Genomic DNA, 20526 nt, shown 5'->3' on the forward strand with positions numbered 1-20526 from the left:
CATGGCGTCTGGAAGTCCAGTGAGCGAGTCCGATGTGATCGACATCGCCCGCGAGGTGCGGGCTCTCGTGTGGTCGCTGCGCCGATTCGGCGAACGACAGTCCGGACTGCCCGCCCTCCCCCATTCCGAACTCGAGGTTCTGCGTGTGGTGGTCAGCCACGAAGGGACCACCGTCTCGGACGTCGCCCGCATGCTGGGCCTGCACAGCAGCAACGTCAGCACGACGGTGCGACGTCTGATCGACAAGGGGCTGCTCGCGCGGGACACCGATCCCGGTGACAGACGGTCGAGTCGGCTGCATTCCACCGCCACGGCACGTCGACACGGTGAGATGATCGACGACGTGTGGATCGACGCCGTCGGACGCCGACTCGCGGCCATGTCAGCGGAGGATGCGGCTCTGCTCACCCGTGCCGCGCCGCTCCTCGCGCACCTCACGTCCATGCCGACCGAACCCTGACGACTCCGCGGGGCGACCGAACCGTCATAGTGACGCCATGCTGATGTCGCTCCGCCTGCTCCGACAGATGGCGCCGTGGCGCACGGGACGCGGGCCGGTACGGGTCGACCCGACCCGTACGTGGTTCCGCGTCGCACCGTCCGATCTGGACGTGCTGATGCACATGAACAACGGTCGATACCTGTCCGTACTCGACGCGGGTCGAGTCGACATGTTCGTGCGCGGTGGCCTGTGGCGAGCCCTGCGTGGACGCGGGTGGCATCCCGTCGTCGCGTCACAGACCATCACGTACGTCCGCTCCCTCACCCTGTGGACGAAGTTCTCGGTGTCCACCCGCTTCCTCGGTGTCGACGCGAAGAACGCCTATCTCGAACAGATCTTCGACGTCGACGGACGTGTCCACGCGACCGCGATCGTCGCCCTCAGGTTTCTCGACGACAGCGGATCCTCGGTACCGACCGACGACATCGTCGCCCTGTTCGACGGCGATGCAGCCCCACTTCGCCGCCCGGACGCAGAGATTCCGCTCGGCCGACGCACTCAGCATCTCGTGGTCGCCGCATTCGAGGACGTCTGACCCCTCCGGGCGCGCATGCTCTCCTATATGGTCTCCTTCGAACCGCATCTGCGGCGAAAGGAGCCGACATGGTCACGACGAGGATCGCAGTGCTGGGGTGCGCGGCGGTGGTGGCACTGTCGCTCACGGGGTGCTCCTCGCCCGGACCGGCCGAAGACGGCATCACCGTGTTCGCTGCCGCGTCGCTGAAGGCGTCGTTCACCGAGCTGGGTGAGCAGTTCGAGCAGACCCGCCCGGGTACCACCGTGACGTTCACGTTCGCGGGGTCGTCCGATCTGGTGTCCCAGTTGTCGCAGGGTGCGCCCGGGGACGTTCTGGCCTCGGCGGACACGATCACCATGGACAAGGCACGGGACGCCGAGTTGATCGACGGTGACCCGGTCACGTTCGCGACCAACACTCTGACGATCGTCACTCCGCCGGGCAACCCCGCCGGGATCGGCTCGTTCTCGGACCTGGCGACGTCCGGGGCCACGGTCGTCGTGTGCGCGCCGCAGGTTCCGTGCGGTGCCGCCACCGAGAAGATCGAGACGGCCGCCGGGGTGAGCCTCACCCCTGCCAGCGAGGAATCGTCCGTGACGGACGTTCTGGGCAAGGTCACGTCCGGTCAGGCCGATGCCGGCCTGGTCTACGTCACCGACGCGGCCGGCGCCGGTGACGCCGTCGTCACCGTGCCGTTCCCGGAGGCGTCGGGCGCGGTGAACTCCTATCCCATCGCCGCACTGGCCGACTCCGGCGCACCGGACATCGCGAGCGCCTTCGTCGACTTCGTCTCCGGTCCCGACGGACGGAAGGTGCTGGCCGACGCCGGGTTCGGCGCGCCCTGAGAGACCGCCGGTGCGCCGAGGATCCGCCGCCACGGGGGAATCATTCCCGCGCGGACGGGGTTGGCCGAACGAGACGTTCGTTGCACGACCGAAGGAGAAGCACGTGAAGATCGGCATCATCGGAGCAGGCGACATCGGCGGAACCCTGACCCGACGGCTGCGCGCCGTGGGCCACGAGGTTGCCGTCGCCAACTCTCGGGATCCGGAGACCCTCGCGGATCTGGCGTCCGAGACCGGCGCCACCGCGGTCTGGGCGAAGGACGCCGCGACCGACGCGGATCTCGTCATCGTCAGCATCCCGCAGAAGAACACGCCGGACCTCGCGTCCGGCATCCTCTCGGCCCGCAAGCCCGGTGCTCCGGTGATCGAGACGAACAACTACTACCCGCAGCAGCGGGACGGCAAGATCGACGCGATCGAGGACGGCACGCCGGAGAGCGTGTGGGTCTCGGAACTGCTGGGCGAGCCGGTCGTGAAGGCATTCAACGGAATCTGGTGGAAGCACCTCCTGAACAAGGGCGTCCCGGCCGGCACCGAGGGCCGCATCGCGCTGCCGATCGCCGGCGACGATGCCGACGCCAAGAAGATCGTGTCCGCCGTCATCGACGAGATCGGCTTCGACGTCGTCGACGCCGGATCGTTGGCCGACTCCTGGCGCCAGCAGCCGGGTACACCCGTGTACGGCAAGGACTTCGGAGTCGACGCGACGGTCGATGCGCTGGCGCAGGCGACCCCGGAACGCACCGCGGAGTGGAAGGCCTGACACCCCTCAGGTGGTGAGCACCGCGTCGTAGGCCCAGTAGGCGCCGAACAGCGCACCCGCCACCGCGGCGGCACCGAGTCCCGCACGGACTCGTGTCGCCGCGGTGCGGCAACACGCCGGCACGAGGATGCCCGCCAGCGCGGCTTCCACGAACCAGTGCGGACCGCCGACCACGACAGTCCCGTACACGGCCTCACCGAGCACGATCCCCGCCACAACCACCGTCCCGCTCACACGGCGGTCACGCCCGACAGCAGCACCGGCTGCGCCGCACACCGCCGCCGCACCGAGTCCGACGAGGACGAAGACCAGCACTTCCCGCACGGTGATCACGTTCGGCGACAGCAGGATCCACACAAGGACGAGCGCGAGCATCGACGCGACTCCGACTGCCACACCGCGTCCGTGCGGCGACCGGGCCGCCACCGCGAACGGCACCAAGCCCCACAGCGCACTCGTGTTCACGAGCGCATCCCACGGCGGCGGCACGATGGTGAACAGAACCACGAGGGCCACACCCGCAGCGGACCCGAGCGCGGCCGCCGCGACGAGACGTCGTGCGCCGATCAGCGCCCCGTCCACCGGGGTTCGCGCTTCTCCATGAACGCCATGATCCCCTCGACCGTGTCGGAGGACGTGGACAACTGCGCGAGCGCGCGGTCGGTCTCCTCCCATGCGGCCGCTTCGGACGGGATGCGCCCGTCGACGATGCCCCGGGCGATGACCTTGCTGGCGCGGATCGCGAGAGGCGCTCCCGCCGCGATGGTCTCCGCCAACCGAAGCGCCGTGTCGAGAACGGCGTCCGGTTCCACCACACGATTGACGAGTCCCCACCGCGCCGCGTCGTCCGCACTCATGGGCTCACCGGTGAGGATCAGTTCCATCGCGATCGCTCGCGGGATCGCGTCGACCAGCCGGAAGAGTCCGCCCGCTCCCGCGATCAGCCCGCGATGCACCTCGGGAAGCCCGAATCGTGCAGTGGTGGAGGCGATCACGACATCACCGGACAGCGCGATCTCGGTCCCACCGCCGAGTGCGTTCCCGGTGACCGCGACGACGATCGGCGTGGAGATCGGGTGCCTGGTGACTCCGGCGAAGCCCCAGTGCGCCGTCTCCGGAGGGGTCACGCCGTCGGGACCCCGCGTCCCGAGTGCCTTCAGATCGGCTCCGCCGCAGAAGGTGCCGGAGCCCGCCGCCGTGAGCACGACGGCACGGATCGACTCGTCGCCGTCCGCCAGTTCCCACGCCTCGCCCAGCAGGGTGTGCACCTCTGCGTTCACGCTGTTGGCCGCGGCGGGGCGGTTCAACGTCACCATCAGCACGTGTCCGCGGCGTTCCGTGAGAACCACGTCCTGATCGCTCATGCCCGTACTCCCCTGCCGTTCGCCGTGATCGAGTCGAGGGTGATGTCCAGGTTCCCGCCCTCGTCCACCACGTCGATCGTGAGGCCGACCGGTGAGACGTCGCGGTCGGTGACCACTCGATGAAGCGCCGCCGCGGCGTCCGCCCCGGTACGACCGGCGATGCGGTCACCCTCGGGTGTGCGGGCGATGACGAGCGCCTGTTCCGGTTCCCCGCCGCGCCCGAACATGACAGTCGCCGTCTCGATGATCGCGCGACCGCTGTGGCCGTGCGTCACGGGTACCGCTGTCGCCGACACGGTCACCGCATCGGGGTTCCCGATGTACCCGGCCTCGTGTTGATCGGTCGACAACAGGATGGTGTGCTGGTGGGTGAGGTAGCCGCCGTTCGCATGCACCATCGCGACCGCCGGAGCGCGTCCGCCGCGGGACTGTCGCAGCAGCCGGGTCGATTCCGCGACCGCGTGCAACGAGTAGCTGCTGAGCGGCCCACCGAAGAACGAGTGGCCGCCCAGGACCGTGGGAGTGGCATCCGACGACAGTCCCAGCTCGTCCATCAACAGGAGAGGGACGACGGGAAAGCAGCTGTAGGCATCGACGAAGGAGAGATCGGCACCCGCGACACCCGCCGCGGCGAGGGTGGTGCGCACCGCCGCGCGGAGCGCCGGTGAATGATCGAAGGTGCTGCGCGCCATGATGTCCGGGGCATCGGACGCACCGGCGCCGCCCCACAGGTACACGATGCGGTCCTCGTCCACCCCGGCCGCGCGCGCTGCCGCCAGCGAACACACCAGCACCGCGGCGGCCTGGTCGACGAACGGCATGGCGTTCATGGCGAGGGGATAGCAGTCGGACACCGCGCGGTTCGACGCGTCCACGCCGGCGATGTCGTCGGGCGATCGCTCGACCGGACTCCACGCGACCGGATGTCGCGCCGCGACAGCGGAGAACCGCGAGTACAGCTCTGCCGACGCCGTCAGTGACTCGCTGGGTCGCAGACCGAGACGGTCGGCCCGAGCGCGGTCGAACAGCGGATAGATCTGGACGGGGGCGAGGATGCCCGCTCGCTGCATCTCGGCGCTGCCGAGGTCGTCCGGTGCGAAGGTCGGCGGGCCGCCCGGTGCGACGGCCCAGCCGAGCTCGACGGGATCCGTTCCGGCTTTCGTCAGCGCTCGCACGGATGCCTGCGTCTCGCCGCCGACGACGAGTGCCACGGAGCTGCGACCGGCGGCGATGTCGTGCCCCACTCGGTCCATCAGGCGCGCGGGGTGGTGACCGCCGATGGTGCTGGTGGACCGCGTCGGCGCGGATGCCCCCAGCCGTGCTGCGATCAGAGCCGGGAGATCGTCGTAGTTCCAGCTCGTCGTGCGCACGGCGTGGATCGCGTCCACCGCGGCGCCGAGCGCCGACGTTCCGCTGTCGTCGAGCGCAGCACGGACCGCGCGCAGCACGAGCTCCATCGGCTCCACGGGGTCGGCCGCAGCGCCGGCGCTGCCGGACACGACATCGCCCACGCCCACGACGACCGGGATGCGGTCTGCTTCCTGTGACATGGGATCACCTTATTACAGACACCAGTTGTCTGTAATCTGATGGCATGGAGTCGACCGACGGCACGGCGCGACGGGGGCGGCCACGCGACCCCGCCATGGAATCGCGGGTGTACGACGCCGTCGTGGACGTGTACTGGCGCACCGGGTGGGCGGGATTCACCATCGATGCCGTCGCCAAGAGCGGTGGCGTGGGCCGCGCGGCGATCTACCGTCGGTGGCCCACCAAGGAGGCACTCCTCACCGGGGCTCTGGAGACCGTGCTCCCCCTCGTCGACCCCATCGACACCGGCACCCTGACAGGCGATCTCACGGAACTGGCTCGTCAACTCCTGCGGGGCTACCGAGACTCCTCGGGGCTCATCGCCGTGCGCGTGGCCCTCGACGCCCGCGTGTATCCCGATCTGCTCGAGGCGCTGACCGCCACCATCAGCACGAGCAGATTCGTCGCGACCCGAGACATCGTCCGCCGCGCCGTGTCCCGCGGCGAGTTACCGGAACACGTGCGGACCACACTGCTGCTCGAGATGCTCACGGGCGCCGTTCTGAGCCGAGTGTTGTTCGCACACGATGCGACCGAGGCGCCGTCCGCCGCCACCGCGGACGACACGTACATCGACGGACTGGTCGACGCGGTGCTGGCGAGCGTGCGCCGCTAGCGCGTCGACTCGGGAGCGGACGACTGCCCGCGCGCCCTGTCCTCGTACGCGCGACGCCGTTCCGCGTCCACGTCGCCGAGGAAGATCTGCTCGGATCCGAAACGGCGACTGACGAACTCACCGAGTCGGCGCGGCATGAAGCGCTGGCTGACGACGATCGCGCCGGCGGAGGCCGGGATGCGCACCTTGGGTCGCGGCTTCTCGACGAGCCGGACCACCGCCTGTGCGATGTCCTCGGGTTCGGCCTTCTTCATGAAGGGCACGTCTCTCGTTCCCGCTGTGAGTTCGGTGTTGACGAACCACGGCAGGACCAGGGAGAACTCGACGCCGGAGGATCGGTACTCCACCCTCGCCGCCTCGGTGAACGCGATGACCGCAGACTTGCTGGCGCAGTAGGTGGCCAGGCCTGGCGCCACCGTCTCGCCCGCCATCGAGGCGATGGAGACGACGTGTCCGCGCCGTCTCGGCACCATGCGGTGCAGCGCCGACTTGGTGCCGATGATGACGCCGTGCACGTTCACGTCCATGATCCGGCGTGCCACCGCGTCCGGCTCGTCCGTCAGCGCCCCGACCGGCATGATTCCGGCGTTGTTGACCAGGACGTCGACCGGGCCCAGCTCACGCTCGACGCGGTCGAGGAAGGCGTCGAAGGACGCCGGGTCCGTGACGTCCAGTGCTCCGTGCAGGTGCACCCGCGCGGACTCGGCCGCGGCGGCGAGGGCGTCCGCGTCCACGTCCCCGATCGCCACCCTGGCGCCGGCGGCGACCAGCGCGCGCGCCGTCGCGAGGCCGATTCCCCGTGCGCCACCGGTGATGGCGATGACTCGTCCCTGCAGTGATCCCGTCATCGTCTTATTACAGACACGCAGTGTCCGCAAAGTCAAGGGTCCGGAGTGCCGTCGCGGCCGCCCCGGCGATGCGAGGATCGATCCCGTGCAGAACCGTGACGACGACATCCGCCGGGTCCACCGAGTGCTCGACGACCTCCGCCTCGAGTCACTGGTGGACGTGCACACGCATTTCATGCCGCACAGCGTTCTGGCCAAGGTGTGGAACTACTTCGACTCCGTGGACGACCGCCTCGGTACCGCGTGGCCGATCGAGTACCGCGTGGACGAGGACGAACGCACCGACCTGCTGCGCAGGTACCGGGTAGGGACGTTCACGTCCCTGCTGTACCCGCACAAGCCCGGCATGGCGGAGTGGTTGAACGGGTGGGCCGCGGAGTTCGCGGACCGGACACCCGACTGTGTACGCACCGCCACCTTTCACCCCGAACCGGACGCTGCTCGGTACGTCCGTACCGCCGTCGAGGACGGGGTCGGAGTGATGAAATGCCATGTGCAGGTAGGGAACATCGACGTCCACGATCCGTACCTGGACGACGTGTGGGCGGTTCTCGACGACGCCGCCGTACCCGTCGTCATCCACTGCGGATCGGGACCCGAACCCGGTCGCCACACCGGACCGGACCCGATCCGCGCACTACTGCACCGCTTTCCGACACTCACCCTGCTGATCGCACACATGGGTATGCCCGAGTACGAGGACTTCCTCACCCTGGCCGAGACGTTCGACAACGTCGGGCTCGACACCACGATGGTGTTCACCGATTTCACCGAACAGCTCGCGCCCTACCCGCGATCGGCGTTGCCGCGCCTGCGCGACCTGCAGGACAAGATCGTGTTCGGCAGCGACTTCCCCAACATCCCCTACTCGTACGCGCACGCGGTCGAGAGCGTGGTCGGCCTCGGACTCGGTGACGACTGGTCCCGCGCTGTGCTGCACGACAACTGGGCCCGGTTCAGCCGCCGTACGGCACCATGACGACGATGATCCAGACGACACCGAAGCGGTCGGTGAGTTTGCCGTACAGCGGGGAGAACACCGACGGACCGAGTTCCACCTCGACGGTCGACCCCGCGGCGAGCGCCGTCCAGTAGCCGGTGATCGCGTCGGCGTCGGTGCTGCGCAACGAGAAGTAGAAGGCGTTGCGGCCCGCGTCCCGCACGAGGTCGTGCTGCACGTCGTAGGCCATCACGTGGAAGCCGTCCGGCGAGGAGACCTGGCCCCACACCACCTGGTCGGCCTGATCGGGGCTCGTGTCGCCGTACGGGACCACGACGAGATCGCCGCCGAACACCGAGTGGTAGTACTCGAGCGCGGCGCGCGCGTGGCCGTCGAAGTTCAGATGCAGGGTGCTGGTCACGGTCATGGGGTTCTCCTCGTGGGTGGTCTCTCGCGGGCGGCGATCACCGCCTGCAGACCCACTGTGTCGGTCGAAGCGGCCAGTTTCTGTCCGCTACTTCGGGCAGTATCGGCGGCATGCCCGCACCCTCGTCACGCATGCTCACGCTGCTGTCGTTGCTGCAGCACCGACGGGACTGGCCGGGCGAGGAACTGGCTCGGCGACTCGAGGTGAGTCCGCGCACCGTCCGGAGGGACGTCGACCGGCTCCGCGAGCTGGGGTACGCGGTGTCGTCCGTGAAGGGGCCCGACGGGGGCTATCGCCTGGACGCGGGCGCCGACCTTCCGCCTCTGCTCTTCGACGACGACCAGGCGGTGGCACTCGCCGTCGCCCTCGGCGGTGCCACGTCACTCGGCGTGGACGTGGCCGAGCCTGCCGCCCGAGCTCTCGCCACCGTGCGTCAGGTGCTCCCGAGCAGGTTGCGCCACAGACTCGACCGCGTGGCGACGACGCCTCCGCCCGAGTCCGCGCCCCTGGTCGACAGCCGAACACTGCTGGCGGTCGCCGGTGCGGTCGGCACCGAGGCACTGCGGTTCGCCTACACGTCCCCCTTGTCCGAACCCTCGTCGCGACACGTCGAGCCCTACGGCGTCGTGACCGCGCGGGCGCGGTGGTACCTGGTGGCATGGGATCTGGCGCGCGACGACTGGCGCATCTTCCGACTCGATCGCATGGAGCTGCGCCCACCGACCGGCCGACGCTTCACACCGCGGCCCGTCCCGGGCGGATCCGCCGGTCGCCTGCTCCAGGCGCGACTCCGCGGATCGGAGACGGGTACCTGGCCCTGCGTCGGCGAGGCGGTCGTCCGCCTGCCGGTCGAGGCGCTGCGGCCGTTCCTCACCGAGTCGGACGAGTCCGTGGAACACGTCGACGCAGAGCGGTGCCGCGTGACGGTCGGCTCGTGGTCGTGGGTCGCCGTGGCCGCGTCCCTCGCACGGTTCGACGCGGACCTCGAGGACGTCTCCCCGCCCGATCTCGTGACGGCGATGGCCACGGTCGCGGCACGTCTCGGCCTCGAACGAACCGACGCGCCCACGGCGGGCGCTCGATCTGCTACGACTGACTCGTGACGAGACTCGGCATCGTGTTCACCCCCGCCCACGACCCTGCCCGGCTCATCGCGGCCGCACGCGCCGCGGAAAAGGCGGGACTCCACGAGTTCTGGCTGTGGGAGGACTGTTTCAGCCACGGTGGGCTGACGACCGCGGCCACAGTGCTGGCGAGCACCGAGCGCATCCAGGTCGGCCTCGGACTCATGCCCGCGCCGCTGCGCAACGTCGCGCTGTGCGCCATGGAGGTCGCGTCGCTGCATCGACTGTTCCCCGGCCGGTTCCTCGCCGGTGCCGGACACGGCGTGCAGCACTGGATGGGGCAGGTCGGCGCCCGCGTCGCGTCTCCGATGACGCTGCTGGACGAGTACTCGACCGCTCTACAGGCGCTGCTGCGCGGGGAGGAGGTCACCGTCGACGGCCGGTACGTCACCCTCGATGCCGTGCAGCTGCAGTGGCCGGCGCCCGACGAACCGTTCTTTCTCGGCGGTACCGGTCCGAAGACGCTGCGCTACGCGGCATCCCACTCGGACGGCACCTTGTTCGCGGCCGCGATGTCGGACGACGAGCTGGCCGCCTCGTGTGCCGAGGTGAGCGCAGCGCGGCGCTCCGCCGACCACCGCGTCATCGCGCCTCGACTGGTGGCGGTGGGCGCCGGCGCGGACGACCGCATTCGCGACGAGGTCGCGCGCTGGGGCAAGTCCGATACGAGCGGGCTCGCGGTCACCGGCGGCGCGGCGGAGGTGGCGGACGAGGTCGCCCGCCTGGGGCACCTCGGCATCACGACGGTCGTCGCCCACCCCACCGACGACGAGCCCGATCTCGAGGGGTTGATCGAGGTGCTCGGTCAGACGGCTGCGGCACTCCGGTAGCCGGTCGCCACAGCCCTCCGCGATGACTTCCGCACCGCTCGGTGGTCCATCTCGTCACACACGACCGAGGAGTGACGCCATGGGAACGATCACCATCGAGATGTTCGCGACGCTCGACCTCGTCGGGCAAGCTCCCGGCGGACCCGACGAGGACCCGGACGGGTTCCCGTTCGGCGGCTGGCAGGCGCCGCTGATCGACGACGTCACCGGCGCGCAGATCGATGCGGCCTACCGCGGCACCGATGCGCTACTGCTCGGGCGACGGACGTACGACATCTTCGCGTCGTACTGGCCGCACCAGCAGGGCGGACCGGACGACGGCATCGCGAGTCTCTTCAACGGGATTCCCAAGTACGTCGCCTCGCGCGATCCGCGCACGCTCGACTGGGCCGGATCCTCGGTACTGGGCCCGGATCTACCGACCGCAGTGCGCGAGATCCGAGAGCGGCATCAGGACATCAAGGTCGTGGGCAGTCTGGACCTGGTGCAGACGCTGCTGCGGGAGCGGTTGTTCGACCGCCTCGACCTGTGGCTGCACCCCATCGTGCTGGGTGTCGGCAAGACGGTGTTCGACACCGGCGCTCTGCCGACGAGCCTCGCCCTCGTGGCCCCACCGCAGGCGAGCCCCGGTGGCACCGTGCTCCTGCAGTACGCGCTGACGGACGGCACGCCGACGACCGGTGACATGGGCGCTCCGGACCGGGGACTCTGACCGGCCCGTCGCGGGCGTCATACGAGATGCCTCATCCCCCGATCGGCTTCCCGAACAGACCCGCGACGATCTCGCCCACAGCATCGACCCAGACGGGATAGGTGCGCTCGTCCAGTGCCATGGACCCGACGTCGGCGGTACGGCAACCGGGCTCCACAGGTACACCGGCGAACCGATCACGCATCCACAGAACGGCACTCGGGAACGCGATCACCTCCAGCGACAGGTGTTCGCTGAAGTGGTCGCGGGTGTAGGTGACGTTCGCTCCGGGCCGACTGCAGTACGCGTCGACCATCCCGTTCACCGGCCCGACGGGAACCAACCAGTCCGGGTTCGAGTGGTAGACGTAGACCGGCATGGTCGGCGTCGTGCCACCGAGGTTCAGCGCGTCCAGGGACTTCTTCACCACCGGCTGCTCCAACGGATCCCCCTCGGTCCGCAGGAAACCCTTCAGGTTCAGGAACGGCAGGAGGGCAGAGGTGTACCCCACACACAGGTTGTCCTTGGCTGCGAAGAGGGCCCGACCCGCGGGATCGATGTGTTCGTCCACGAATCGCGCCAAGTCGGGGTCCTCACGGCTGGCGCCGATGATGCCGGCCGCAACGATGCCGGATCCGAGCGCGTTGTTCGCGTTGTTCACCAGGGCGGCGAGCTCGGCGGGGGTGCCGCCCTCCGTGGCGCCGACGATGCTCAGCTCCGGGGCGTAGGTCCCGGCGAGTTCGGCGGCGTGTCCGGTGGCGATCGCTCCGCCCGAGTAGCCGCTCATCCCGACCTTCGTGTCCACCCCGGACAGTCCCATCGGAGCGAAACTCTCCGCCGCCCGGATGCCGTCGAGCGTGATGCGTCCGGCGACCGGCCCGGCGGCGAACGCGTTGTTCGGCCCCTGATGGTCCGGAACCGACACCGCCCAGCCCTGGGCCAGCGCTGCCTGCACTTCGAGGAACTGCACGCCGGACGTCACGGCACCCGTCAGAGGCCACGGGATCGCACCCAGGCGCATGACGTACGACGGCGCGCAGTACGCGGCCAGTGAGTCCTCGGCCATCTGCACCGAGAGCAGCGGACGCGGAGCCGAGGCGGCGCCGCGCGGGGTGATGACGGTGGTCACCGCCGGGATCGGCTCGCCCCGGCCGTTGTTCGACCGGTACGACAACTGCCAGGCGTCGACCTGCGTCGGGATCAGATTCAGCGTGGCCAGGTCCACGGGACGCGCGGCGATGATCTCTCCCGGTGCGGCGGCGGCGACCACGGCGTCGGGCGGCAGGTAGAAGTCGGTGTCGAACTCAGGGATCGCAGGGAAGGTGGGCGCCGCGGACACGGGCGTGACCACCGTCGCGGACACAGCCACAGCGGCCACCACCACCGCGAGTGCGTACGAAGGACGGAACCGACGAGCGGACATCGATCTCACTCTTTCTCGCGCCGAGCCTCGACAGCAGTCGCATGTGCGCCCGGCAACAGTGTTCAGCACATCCAACATGTTGGACACGCGTGTCCATGATTGTGATCAGGACTGTAGAGCGTTGTGGGCTGGATAACAATCCCCGCTATCGATCGAGGTCAGGAACGAACGCGCCGAGGACGGCGATCATCGTCTGGACGATCCCGTCCACGCGTGGCCGGGGCGGCGGGGTGCGCGACCAGTCCGACACCAACTCGGTGAGCGCCCCGAGGAAGGCGGTGGCGGCGAGCCGGTGACCGCCCGGCGGGACGAAGTTGGCGCCGATCTCGGCACGGAGCGTCGCCTCGATGAACTCGGCCCAGGTCGCGCGGCGCCTGCTGCGGTGCTGCTCGACGTCGTCACTCACCCCGACCATCTCGAGGTACGAGATGCGTGCCCGACGTGGGTCCCGTCCCAACGACTCGATCAGCGCGGTCATCGCGGCGACGACGAGCGCTCGTCGGGTGCGGTCCGTCGCGTCGGCGAGCGCAGCGACGACCGCGGCGAGGGCATCGTCCTGCACGAGGTCGTACACGGCGACGAGCAGCGTCTCGCGATTGGCGAACTCGCTGTAGAACTGGCTGCGTGCCAGACCCGCGGCCGAGCAGATGTCGGCGACGGACGTCGCGGCGTACCCCTTGTCGCCGATCACCTCGATGCCGGCCTGCAGGAACCGTCGTCGCCGGTCGGCACGTCGATCCGTCATCGACCGTCCGCCGTAGACGCGATCCACGTCCTCTGCCACGTGAGAACCCTATCGAAGCGGCTCTCGTCGATCGTCAGCCCGCGAGGCGGACCGTCCGCGCGCGCACGGCGAGGAAGAACGGGATCGCAGATCCGATGCCCACGCCGAAGGTGAGGAGCACGGTGACCAGCCACCACCGGACGATGCCGAGTCGCCGCGCCTCCGGCAGTGCCCAGACGTGGAAAGCGACGACCACCAGGATCAGGTCGACCATCGCGAACCGTCCGGGCACGGTGGACCAGATCTTCCCGACGAAGAAGTCGGCGGCCGATCGTGTCCCGTGCTTCCGAACGTAGGGCAGGGCGATCGCGTTCTGCGCGACACCCGCCACTGCCGCGAGGGCCATGAGTCTGCGTTCGTCCGACGTCGTCACCGATGCTCCGTTCGTGGTGTGGATCTGATGAGTATCACCTGCCGGTGAAGGTGGCCTGCCGTCTCTCGACGAACGACAGCATCCCCTCGGCCGCATCGGACGTCGAGAACAGTGCCCGGATGTCGGGGAGCAGCTGCGCAGCCGCGGCCGCGTCCCCCTCGATCAGGCTGCGATGCGCGGACTCGAGCGTGGCCCGCACACCGAGTGGCGCAGCGGTCTCCGCGATGCGGTGAGCGAGCTCGATCGCGCGCTCGATCGTCGCCGCGGGATCCGCGCAGACCTCCTGCACGAGCCCGATGCGATGAGCCTCCTCGGCGTCGAACTCGTCGCCGGTGAGCATCCACCGCATCGCGTTCCCCCAGCCGGTCTCGCGAGGGAAGCGCAGGGTCGCCCCGCCGAAGGGATAGATACCGCGCTGAACTTCCATCTGGGAGAAACGAGTTCCGGCTGCGGCGACCCGGATGTCGGACGCCAGCAGCAATTCGATGCCGAGCGTCATGCACCAGCCGTGCACCGCCGTCACCACCGGAGTGGTCCACGTCCCGTCGAGGCGCCACGGATCTCGCCCACCCTCGGCGAACGGCAGGCGATCGCCCGTCAGGTGCTGGGCGACGTCCACGAGATCGAGACCGGCGGTGAAGTGCTCACCGTGGGCGAACAGCACGCCGGCACGGAGGTCGTCGTCCTCCTCCACCATTCCGTAGGCCGTCGACAGCTCGCGGATCATGTCGGTGGTGAAGGAGTTCCGCTTCGACGGCCTGTTCAGCCCGATGTGCAGGACGTGCCCACGCGGTTCGACAGTGATGGTCTGAAACTCGGTCACGACACACTCCCCCTGTGGCGGGCCGGAACCCGGTTATATGTTCCATCGCATAGTACACAGAGGTGCCGGACCCGTACATGCAGAAAGCCGGCACCAGGATGATCCTGGTACCGGCTCTCTGTGGTGCGCCCGAAGGGATTCGAACCCCTAACCTCCTGATCCGTAGTCAGGTGCTCTATCCGTTGAGCTACGGGCGCATGCTGTGGTGCTGTTCAGTTGTCCTCCGACCGAAGTCGAAAGTGGCGGAGGCGAGAGGATTTGAACCTCCGGACCCGGTGAAGGGTCAAGTCATTAGCAGTGACTCCCATTCGGCCGCTCTGGCACGCCTCCTGGACCTCTTTCGAGGGCACCGGTCCTTGCGAACCGCCGAGAAGGAAGATTACACACGCCCCGGAGTAGACGCAAAACGGCTGGTGGGGCGGTCTTATCGGAGATGACTGTCGAACCAGTCGAAGATGCGACGTTGGGCGTCGACGATCGCCTCCTCGCCGGCCGACTCCTCCGACACGGCGGATTCCTCGTCCGCACGATGCTCGACACCGGCGTAACTGACGACGAGCGTGGCGACGGACGCCTTCGACACGGCCTCCTGCAACTGCTCCACGTGCTCCACGGGAGTGCGGACGTCGTCGCGTCCGTAGAGACCGAGCCAGGGCGCCTTGAGGGATGCCGCCGCGTCGACGAGAGCGAGCGCATCCGTGGTCAGCGCCTCGACGATGCCGGGAGCCGCGACACTCACCGCCGCACCGATGGCTCGATCGGTGGCCACCAGGGCGGCTGCGGTTCCGGCGTCGTCGAATCCGATGACGCCGATGCAGTCCGTCGGGACGCCCCGGCTCTGCAGCCAGTCGACGGTGGCGTCGAAGTCCTCGAACAACGGCGTGCCGAACACCTCGTCGTCGCCCGCTGCCCGGTGGAACAGGTGCGGCGCCGCGACCAACCAGCCGTCGGCGGCGAGGGACCGCATGAACTCGAGCAGGGCCTGCGGGAGCTCGCGCGCCTCGTGCAACACCACGATGCCGCCGCGAGCCCTGCTGTCAGGCTCGAACGCGGTGAGCGGCACGCGATCGAGCGTGGCGGTGTCCGCACCCTCGTCGCGGGGGCGGATGGGCGCAGTGTCCTCGATGAGACCCGACATGGCTCCACGGTAATGGCACACAATGGCGAAAGCGAGGGTCGAGCGAGAGCCGCGACCACACTGTGTCCGACCGCCGCGCATAATCGGTGATCGTGACCCCACGCACGCGCCCCGACCTCGATGCCATCCCCGGTTACCTACCCGGTCGTTCGTTCCCGGGCGCGATCAAACTCGCCAGCAACGAGACCACGGCCGGCCCGCTGCCCAGCGTTCGCGAGGCCATCGCCGAGGCGGCGGCCGGAGTGAACCGCTATCCCGACAACCAGTCGACAGTCCTGGTCGAGGCGCTCGCGGACTTCCTCGACGTCCCGGCCACCACCATCGCCGTCGGCTGCGGATCGGTCGCGCTGTGCCAGGAGCTGGTCCAGGTCACCTGCAACGCCGGGGACGAGGTCGTCTTCGGCTGGCGCTCGTTCGAGGCCTACCCCATCGTCACGCTCGTCGCCGGCGCCACCGCCGTGCGTGTGCCGCTCACTCACGACGACGTGCACGACCTCGACGCGATGGCCGCAGCGGTGACGGACAAGACCCGTCTCATGTTCGTGTGCAACCCGAACAACCCGACGGGCACCGTGGTGGACCCCGCCGACCTCGAACGGTTCCTCGACGCGATCCCCGACCACATCGTCGTGGTGCTGGACGAGGCCTACTTCGAGTACACCGACCGCGCGATCGACGGCGTGGAGATCGGACGAACCCGGCCCAACGTCGTGGTGCTGCGGACGTTCTCGAAGGCCTACGGCCTCGCCGGACTGCGGGTGGGGTACGCCGTCGGAGCACCGTCGATCATCACGTCGATGAAGAAGGTGCACACCGCGTTCAGCGTGAGCAGTGTCGCGCAGAGTGGCGCCGTCGCGTCGCTGGCGGCCTCGGACGAACTCCTCGCACGTACGGTAGTCGTGACGGCCGAGCGGTCGCGCCTCCGTGACTCGTTGCGCGACATGGGGTTCCAGGTGCCCGAGTCGTCCGCGAACTTCGTGTGGATCCCGCTGGGGGCGGAGTCGGGAGACTTCTCCGCAGCGTCCACCGAGGCCGGTGTCATCGTGCGGGCGTACGGGGACGACGGCGTACGCGTGACCGTGGGCGACCCACACGAGAACGATGCGTTCCTCGCGTTCGCCGCGTCGGCTGCCGAGCAGTTCGCCGGGGCCACGGCCTCGCGATAGGACCCGTGTGCGCACGCGGTGCGTGAGGCGCACACCCTCTGCAGCCGGCGGGAGAGGGTGTGCGGTCGACGGAGAGGGTGTGCACACCCCCGACAACCGGGCGGGTCGACGCGCACCACTCGGGCACACGCCGAAAGATCTTCACGGCGGAGCACCAGAGACTGTGCACACCCCTTGCGTGAGGCGCACACCCTCCGCAGCCGGCGGGAGAGGGTGTGCGGTCGACGGAGAGGGTGTACGCCCCTGACAGCTACAAGCCGAGCGCCCTGGCCACGACGGGCCACGAGTTGTGCATCTCGTCCTGCCAGTAGCGCCAGGAGTGCGTGCCGTACGGCTTGAACACGATGGTCGCCGGGACCCCCGCCGCGCGCAGCGTGTCGGCGAAGCCGGTGGTGCAGATGTTCGCGGCGGCCTCGAGGGGGCCGCCGACGGTCAGCGCGTCGATGATCTCCTCACCGAAACCGCCACCCGCCTCGTACGGTCCGGGGAATCCGTTGCCCGTCGACAGGTACACCTGCTTGCCGCGGAGCGTCTCGACGCGGGTACTCGGATCGTTCTCGGCCCACAGCGGATCCGCGTTCGTGCCCCACATGTTGGTGGCGTCGCCCCCGGTGGACCCGACGGTGGCACGTACCGCGTTCTTCGTCTCGTTGGAGCGGTTGTCGTAGCAGCCGCTGAATCCGGCGATGCCCGTGTACAGATCGGGATGCTTGGTCAGCAGGTTCATCGCGCCCTGTGCGCCCATCGACAGACCCATCAGCGCGTTGACGCCGTTGCCGTCGAAGCGGGCATCGATCAACGGGGGCAGTTCCGACGTCAGGAACGTCTCCCACTTGTTGACTCCGAGCACGGGATCGGGCTGGGCCCAGTCGGCGTAGTAGGCACCGCGTCCCCCGACGGGAAGGACGATGTTGGCGGCCTTGTCCGAGAAGAACGAGACCGCGTCCGTCTTCTGCGTCCACGTGCTCTCCGTGTAGCCGGACTCCTCGCCCGCACTGACCCCGTCCAGCATGTACAGCGACGGACGCGGTACCGATCGATCGGCGGGCAGCAACACCTGCACCTGGATCTCGCGGTTCATCGACGAGGAGAACACCGACATGACGGCCCGGCGATCGGTCGCCATGGTCACCGAGACGACGCGAGTGGGTGACGACGCGTCCACGGCCGGCGTCGGAACGCCGGGCTGCGCACCCGCCACCGGCGCGGAGCCGAGAAGCGTCAGCGCGGTGAGGCACCCCGCGGCGAGCAGAGCGGGACGTCGCATCGACAGACCTTTCGTCCGATGTGGCTCGCGTGGAGCCACCGGTGAACAAAGAGACACGACGCGCGGAACGTCCCGCGCGCCCAGGGGAACGCGTACCAACTTACTTGCCGGTAGGTACGCCGCCTTCAGGTCCAAAAGACTGCTCGACGTCCTGTCTGCGGTCACAAGAACCGGCGACGAGGACACCGAGACCGGGAACCGTGCCGAAAGCGTACCGCGAGACGGTGGACGACACGTGAACCGGACTTGGAGGCATCACCCACGTGTGTGACATTTCATGAAGTGGGTCACCGTCAATTGTGTGAAAGCAAGATGGAACTAGGTGAAAACGCGACTTGTTTTGCCTCAACAGGCGTCATGCAGGGGTGTCATCGCAGGTCACAGCGGTTGGCCTGACAACGGGAACAGACACCGCAGTGGGCCTGAGCGCATACCGTGGCTCTCGAATAGGTATCTCGAAACAATCTCGGGACCCGTTAATGATTGTTACGGTACCCCGAGAACATGCACGACTGACATGAACTACACAGTCATGGGGGGATCGATGACCACACCGAAGACAGCTCCGAAGCCGCTTCCGGGACACATGGAAGCGGGCCTGATCGCCGGCACCCGTACAAACTCTCTGGCGATGAGCGATCTGCGAGGGGTGGCGCGTCATCTGGTCGATCACTTCCAGGCCAACACCCCCTGCGGAACGCTCCCCGGGGAGCTCCTGCACGGCGACGTCACCGAGGTCACCGTCAAGTGCCTGGGTCTCGCCGTCCGCATGCTCGAATCGGGCAAGACGCCGTCGGACAAGGACCTCGCCAACGTCCATGACGCGGCCGCTCGCTGGGCTCGCGAGGGGGTGCCCCTGCGCTCGATCCTGCGCGCCTATCACGACGGATTCCGCTTCGGTCTCACTCTCGTCAGCCGTGACGCCAAGGCTCAGAACATCGAGAACGTCACCGACAACTCGCTCGTCCTGGTGAGCCTCCTCGAGGCCGTCACCACCGAGGTGTCCATGGCGTACGTGGAGGAGTACCGCTCCGTCGCGTCCGAGCACCACACCGCCACGCACACACTGGTGACCACGTTGCTCAGCGGCGGTCAGAACGCCCTGTCCACCGCTCAGCAGTGCGGTATCGACCTCGCCGACGAGTACCTCGTCATCGCGCTGCACTTCCCGCAGCATCCCGACGAGGCGAACCCCGTCGTCGATCGCACCGTGTCCGCACGGCGCAAGCTGCGCCGCATCCAGGCGGAACTCGCGACCATGTGCGGCAAGTCGCCGCTGGCCCTGCTCAGCACCGACGGCGGCACCGTGCTCCTGCCCGCACCGCGCGAACGCGAGTGGGTGGACACCCTCGTCGAGCGACTCTCCCGCGCCGGCGAGATCCCGATCACCGCCACGATGACGTCGGCCGAGCGCGAGGACATCCCTGGTGCTGCCGAGCACGTCTACGAACTGCTCTCGCTCACACGGCAACTCGGCCGACCGGCCGGGATGTACCGCACCGAGGACCTGGTGCTCGAATACCAGCTCACCCGTCCGGGCCGCGGCCGGGAACAGCTGCTCCGCGCTCTCAAGCCCCTCGACGACGCGCCCGAACTGCTCGACACGCTGACGTCGTACATCGGTCACGAACTCAACCGCCAGCGCACCGCGCGACACCTGTTCGTGCACGCCAACACCGTCGACTACCGCCTCAAGCGCATCGGCCAGCTCACCGGCATCGATCCCAGCGTGCCCTCGGGACTGCGCTACCTGCAGGCCGCCATCGTGGCCCGCGGACTCGCCGCCGCGAAGCAGAAGTAACGCGGCACCGACCGACACGAACGCCCCCTCCGGACGGAGGGGGCGTTCGTCGTCGATCACAGCGCACTGGCGGAAGCGGAGGGATTTGAACCCCCGGACGCTTTCACACGTCTCTCGCTTTCAAGGCGAGTGCATTGGGCCGCTCTGCCACGCTTCCGCGATCGATACTAGTGGTCTCCCGTGAGCAGTCGTCGATCGACCTTCTCGAACACCTCGGCCATCGTCGCGAGTTCGTCGGCCGTGAGCAGATCGATCAGGCATCGCCGTACCGCGGCGACGTGCGACGGTGCCGCTGCCGCCAGGCGGGCGCGTCCGTCGTCCGTGATGACGGCCAGGACACCACGGCCATCCTCGTCGCAGGTGTCTCGAACGACCAAGCCCTGCTCCTGCATTCGGCGGATCTGGTGCGTGAGCCGGCTCCTCGACGAGAGCACGCCGTCGGCGAGCAGACTCATCCGCAGCGAACCGTCGGGAGCCTCGCTCAGTCGCACCAGGATGCGGTACTCGGCCAGGGTCAGACCTTCTCGCGTGTGCAGGTCGCGGTTCAGGGTGTCCATGAGGCGGTAGTCGGCATCGATGAACGCGCGCCACGCGCGGGCCTCCGCCTCGTTCAACCAGGCCACCGGCGGGGCCGCGGTCTGTGACTCCTCGGGACGCGCACTGTGAACGACCATGACGGAAGGCTAGACCGAGG

The 20526-nt window shown here is 68.6% G+C and carries 23 protein-coding genes and 3 tRNA genes; 11 read left to right on the forward strand and 15 right to left on the reverse strand.

Features of this window, described 5'->3' with window-relative positions:
- Positions 1-19 precede the first annotated feature (19 nt).
- The 4 genes from J4E04_RS21785 (at position 20) to J4E04_RS21800 (ending at position 2627) form a co-directional block, all read left to right on the forward strand.
- Positions 20-460: a MarR family winged helix-turn-helix transcriptional regulator gene (locus J4E04_RS21785; RefSeq protein ID WP_027506590.1), complete on the forward strand. Its 441-nt coding sequence runs from the start codon at positions 20-22 to the stop codon at positions 458-460.
- 37 nt (positions 461-497) lie between these two features.
- Entirely contained in the window at positions 498-1037 is a 540-nt protein-coding gene (locus J4E04_RS21790; protein WP_051613550.1) for a thioesterase family protein, read from the forward strand.
- A 68-nt stretch (positions 1038-1105) separates the two neighbouring features.
- A complete protein-coding gene (gene modA / locus J4E04_RS21795) occupies positions 1106-1864 on the forward strand; it encodes a molybdate ABC transporter substrate-binding protein (protein ID WP_222626248.1) in 759 nt (252 codons plus the stop codon).
- 10 nt (positions 1865-1874) lie between these two features.
- Complete coding sequence (locus J4E04_RS21800; RefSeq protein WP_081821384.1) at positions 1875-2627, forward strand: NADPH-dependent F420 reductase; 753 nt, start codon at positions 1875-1877, stop codon at positions 2625-2627.
- A gap of 6 nt (positions 2628-2633) precedes the next feature.
- Here the strand turns inward: J4E04_RS21800 and J4E04_RS21805 are convergent, their stop codons facing one another.
- From J4E04_RS21805 to J4E04_RS21815, 3 genes are read right to left on the reverse strand one after another with little or no spacing between them, the layout of a single operon-like run.
- A complete protein-coding gene (locus tag J4E04_RS21805; protein WP_490149611.1) occupies positions 2634-3209 on the reverse strand; it encodes a DUF6518 family protein in 576 nt (191 codons plus the stop codon).
- Complete coding sequence (locus J4E04_RS21810) at positions 3194-3991, reverse strand: enoyl-CoA hydratase-related protein (RefSeq protein WP_490149612.1); 798 nt, start codon at positions 3989-3991, stop codon at positions 3194-3196. The genes J4E04_RS21805 and J4E04_RS21810 overlap by 16 nt, the downstream gene beginning before the upstream one ends.
- Complete coding sequence (locus tag J4E04_RS21815) at positions 3988-5541, reverse strand: thiolase C-terminal domain-containing protein (RefSeq protein WP_490149613.1); 1554 nt, start codon at positions 5539-5541, stop codon at positions 3988-3990. Before J4E04_RS21815 ends, J4E04_RS21810 begins: the two co-directional genes overlap by 4 nt.
- Positions 5542-5585: 44 nt before the next feature.
- On the opposite strand from J4E04_RS21815, the gene J4E04_RS21820 reads away from it, so the two are divergent.
- The gene (locus tag J4E04_RS21820) at positions 5586-6197 is read left to right on the forward strand and encodes a TetR/AcrR family transcriptional regulator (RefSeq protein WP_222626244.1); all 612 of its coding nucleotides are present in this window, start codon (positions 5586-5588) and stop codon (positions 6195-6197) included.
- On the opposite strand, the gene J4E04_RS21825 is transcribed toward J4E04_RS21820, so the two are convergent.
- The gene (locus J4E04_RS21825) at positions 6194-7045 is read right to left on the reverse strand and encodes an SDR family oxidoreductase (RefSeq protein WP_490149614.1); all 852 of its coding nucleotides are present in this window, start codon (positions 7043-7045) and stop codon (positions 6194-6196) included. The genes J4E04_RS21820 and J4E04_RS21825 overlap by 4 nt on opposite strands.
- 85 nt (positions 7046-7130) lie before the next feature.
- Between J4E04_RS21825 and J4E04_RS21830 the strand changes: the two genes are divergently transcribed.
- Complete coding sequence (locus J4E04_RS21830) at positions 7131-8024, forward strand: amidohydrolase family protein (RefSeq protein ID WP_269320106.1); 894 nt, start codon at positions 7131-7133, stop codon at positions 8022-8024.
- Here J4E04_RS21830 and J4E04_RS21835 read toward each other — a convergent pair.
- Positions 8002-8412 carry a VOC family protein gene (locus tag J4E04_RS21835; RefSeq protein ID WP_490149615.1) on the reverse strand — a complete coding sequence of 137 codons (411 nt, stop codon included), beginning with the start codon at positions 8410-8412 and terminating at the stop codon, positions 8002-8004. The two genes, J4E04_RS21830 and J4E04_RS21835, sit on opposite strands and share 23 nt — an antisense overlap.
- A 110-nt stretch (positions 8413-8522) precedes the next feature.
- On the opposite strand from J4E04_RS21835, the gene J4E04_RS21840 reads away from it, so the two are divergent.
- The 3 genes from J4E04_RS21840 (at position 8523) to J4E04_RS21850 (ending at position 11078) form a co-directional block, all read left to right on the forward strand.
- Positions 8523-9515: a helix-turn-helix transcriptional regulator gene (locus J4E04_RS21840; protein ID WP_490149616.1), complete on the forward strand. Its 993-nt coding sequence runs from the start codon at positions 8523-8525 to the stop codon at positions 9513-9515.
- Positions 9512-10366, forward strand: coding sequence for an LLM class flavin-dependent oxidoreductase (locus J4E04_RS21845; protein ID WP_222641225.1), 855 nt, complete (start codon positions 9512-9514; stop codon positions 10364-10366). Before J4E04_RS21840 ends, J4E04_RS21845 begins: the two co-directional genes overlap by 4 nt.
- Before the next feature lie 79 nt (positions 10367-10445).
- A complete protein-coding gene (locus J4E04_RS21850; protein WP_490149617.1) occupies positions 10446-11078 on the forward strand; it encodes a dihydrofolate reductase family protein in 633 nt (210 codons plus the stop codon).
- 31 nt (positions 11079-11109) lie between these two features.
- Here J4E04_RS21850 and J4E04_RS21855 read toward each other — a convergent pair whose 3' ends face one another.
- The 7 genes from J4E04_RS21855 to J4E04_RS21885 form a co-directional block, all read right to left on the reverse strand.
- Positions 11110-12480 carry a lipase family protein gene (locus J4E04_RS21855; RefSeq protein WP_490149618.1) on the reverse strand — a complete coding sequence of 457 codons (1371 nt, stop codon included), beginning with the start codon at positions 12478-12480 and terminating at the stop codon, positions 11110-11112.
- A gap of 145 nt (positions 12481-12625) precedes the next feature.
- Positions 12626-13264, reverse strand: coding sequence for a TetR/AcrR family transcriptional regulator (locus J4E04_RS21860; RefSeq protein ID WP_490149619.1), 639 nt, complete (start codon positions 13262-13264; stop codon positions 12626-12628).
- 34 nt (positions 13265-13298) lie between these two features.
- Positions 13299-13637, reverse strand: a complete 339-nt coding sequence (locus J4E04_RS21865; RefSeq protein WP_490149620.1) for a DUF2834 domain-containing protein — start codon at positions 13635-13637, stop codon at positions 13299-13301.
- 34 nt (positions 13638-13671) lie between these two features.
- The gene (locus J4E04_RS21870; protein ID WP_027506574.1) at positions 13672-14460 is read right to left on the reverse strand and encodes a crotonase/enoyl-CoA hydratase family protein; all 789 of its coding nucleotides are present in this window, start codon (positions 14458-14460) and stop codon (positions 13672-13674) included.
- Between the two features lie 121 nt (positions 14461-14581).
- Positions 14582-14657, reverse strand: a tRNA-Arg gene (locus J4E04_RS21875).
- 43 nt (positions 14658-14700) lie between these two features.
- Positions 14701-14790, reverse strand: a tRNA-Ser gene (locus J4E04_RS21880).
- A gap of 94 nt (positions 14791-14884) precedes the next feature.
- Positions 14885-15598: a dienelactone hydrolase family protein gene (locus J4E04_RS21885; protein WP_027506573.1), complete on the reverse strand. Its 714-nt coding sequence runs from the start codon at positions 15596-15598 to the stop codon at positions 14885-14887.
- Between the two features lie 92 nt (positions 15599-15690).
- Between J4E04_RS21885 and hisC the strand changes: the two genes are divergently transcribed.
- Positions 15691-16764, forward strand: a complete 1074-nt coding sequence (gene hisC / locus J4E04_RS21890; RefSeq protein ID WP_490149621.1) for a histidinol-phosphate transaminase — start codon at positions 15691-15693, stop codon at positions 16762-16764.
- 250 nt (positions 16765-17014) lie between these two features.
- Here hisC and J4E04_RS21895 read toward each other — a convergent pair whose 3' ends face one another.
- Positions 17015-18031: an alpha/beta hydrolase gene (locus J4E04_RS21895; RefSeq protein ID WP_056443162.1), complete on the reverse strand. Its 1017-nt coding sequence runs from the start codon at positions 18029-18031 to the stop codon at positions 17015-17017.
- Between the two features lie 544 nt (positions 18032-18575).
- Between J4E04_RS21895 and J4E04_RS21900 the strand changes: the two genes are divergently transcribed.
- The gene (locus tag J4E04_RS21900) at positions 18576-19832 is read left to right on the forward strand and encodes a PucR family transcriptional regulator (protein WP_261776324.1); all 1257 of its coding nucleotides are present in this window, start codon (positions 18576-18578) and stop codon (positions 19830-19832) included.
- Positions 19833-19899: 67 nt separating this feature from the next.
- Here the strand turns inward: J4E04_RS21900 and J4E04_RS21905 are convergent.
- Both J4E04_RS21905 and J4E04_RS21910 read right to left on the reverse strand, forming a co-directional pair.
- Positions 19900-19989 (reverse strand) — tRNA-Ser (locus J4E04_RS21905).
- Between the two features lie 10 nt (positions 19990-19999).
- On the reverse strand, positions 20000-20506 hold the full coding sequence (locus J4E04_RS21910) for a MarR family winged helix-turn-helix transcriptional regulator (protein WP_222633270.1): 507 nt from the start codon (positions 20504-20506) through the stop codon (positions 20000-20002).
- Positions 20507-20526: the final 20 nt, after the last annotated feature.

Source organism: Rhodococcus sp. NFXS4 (assembly GCF_058139645.1).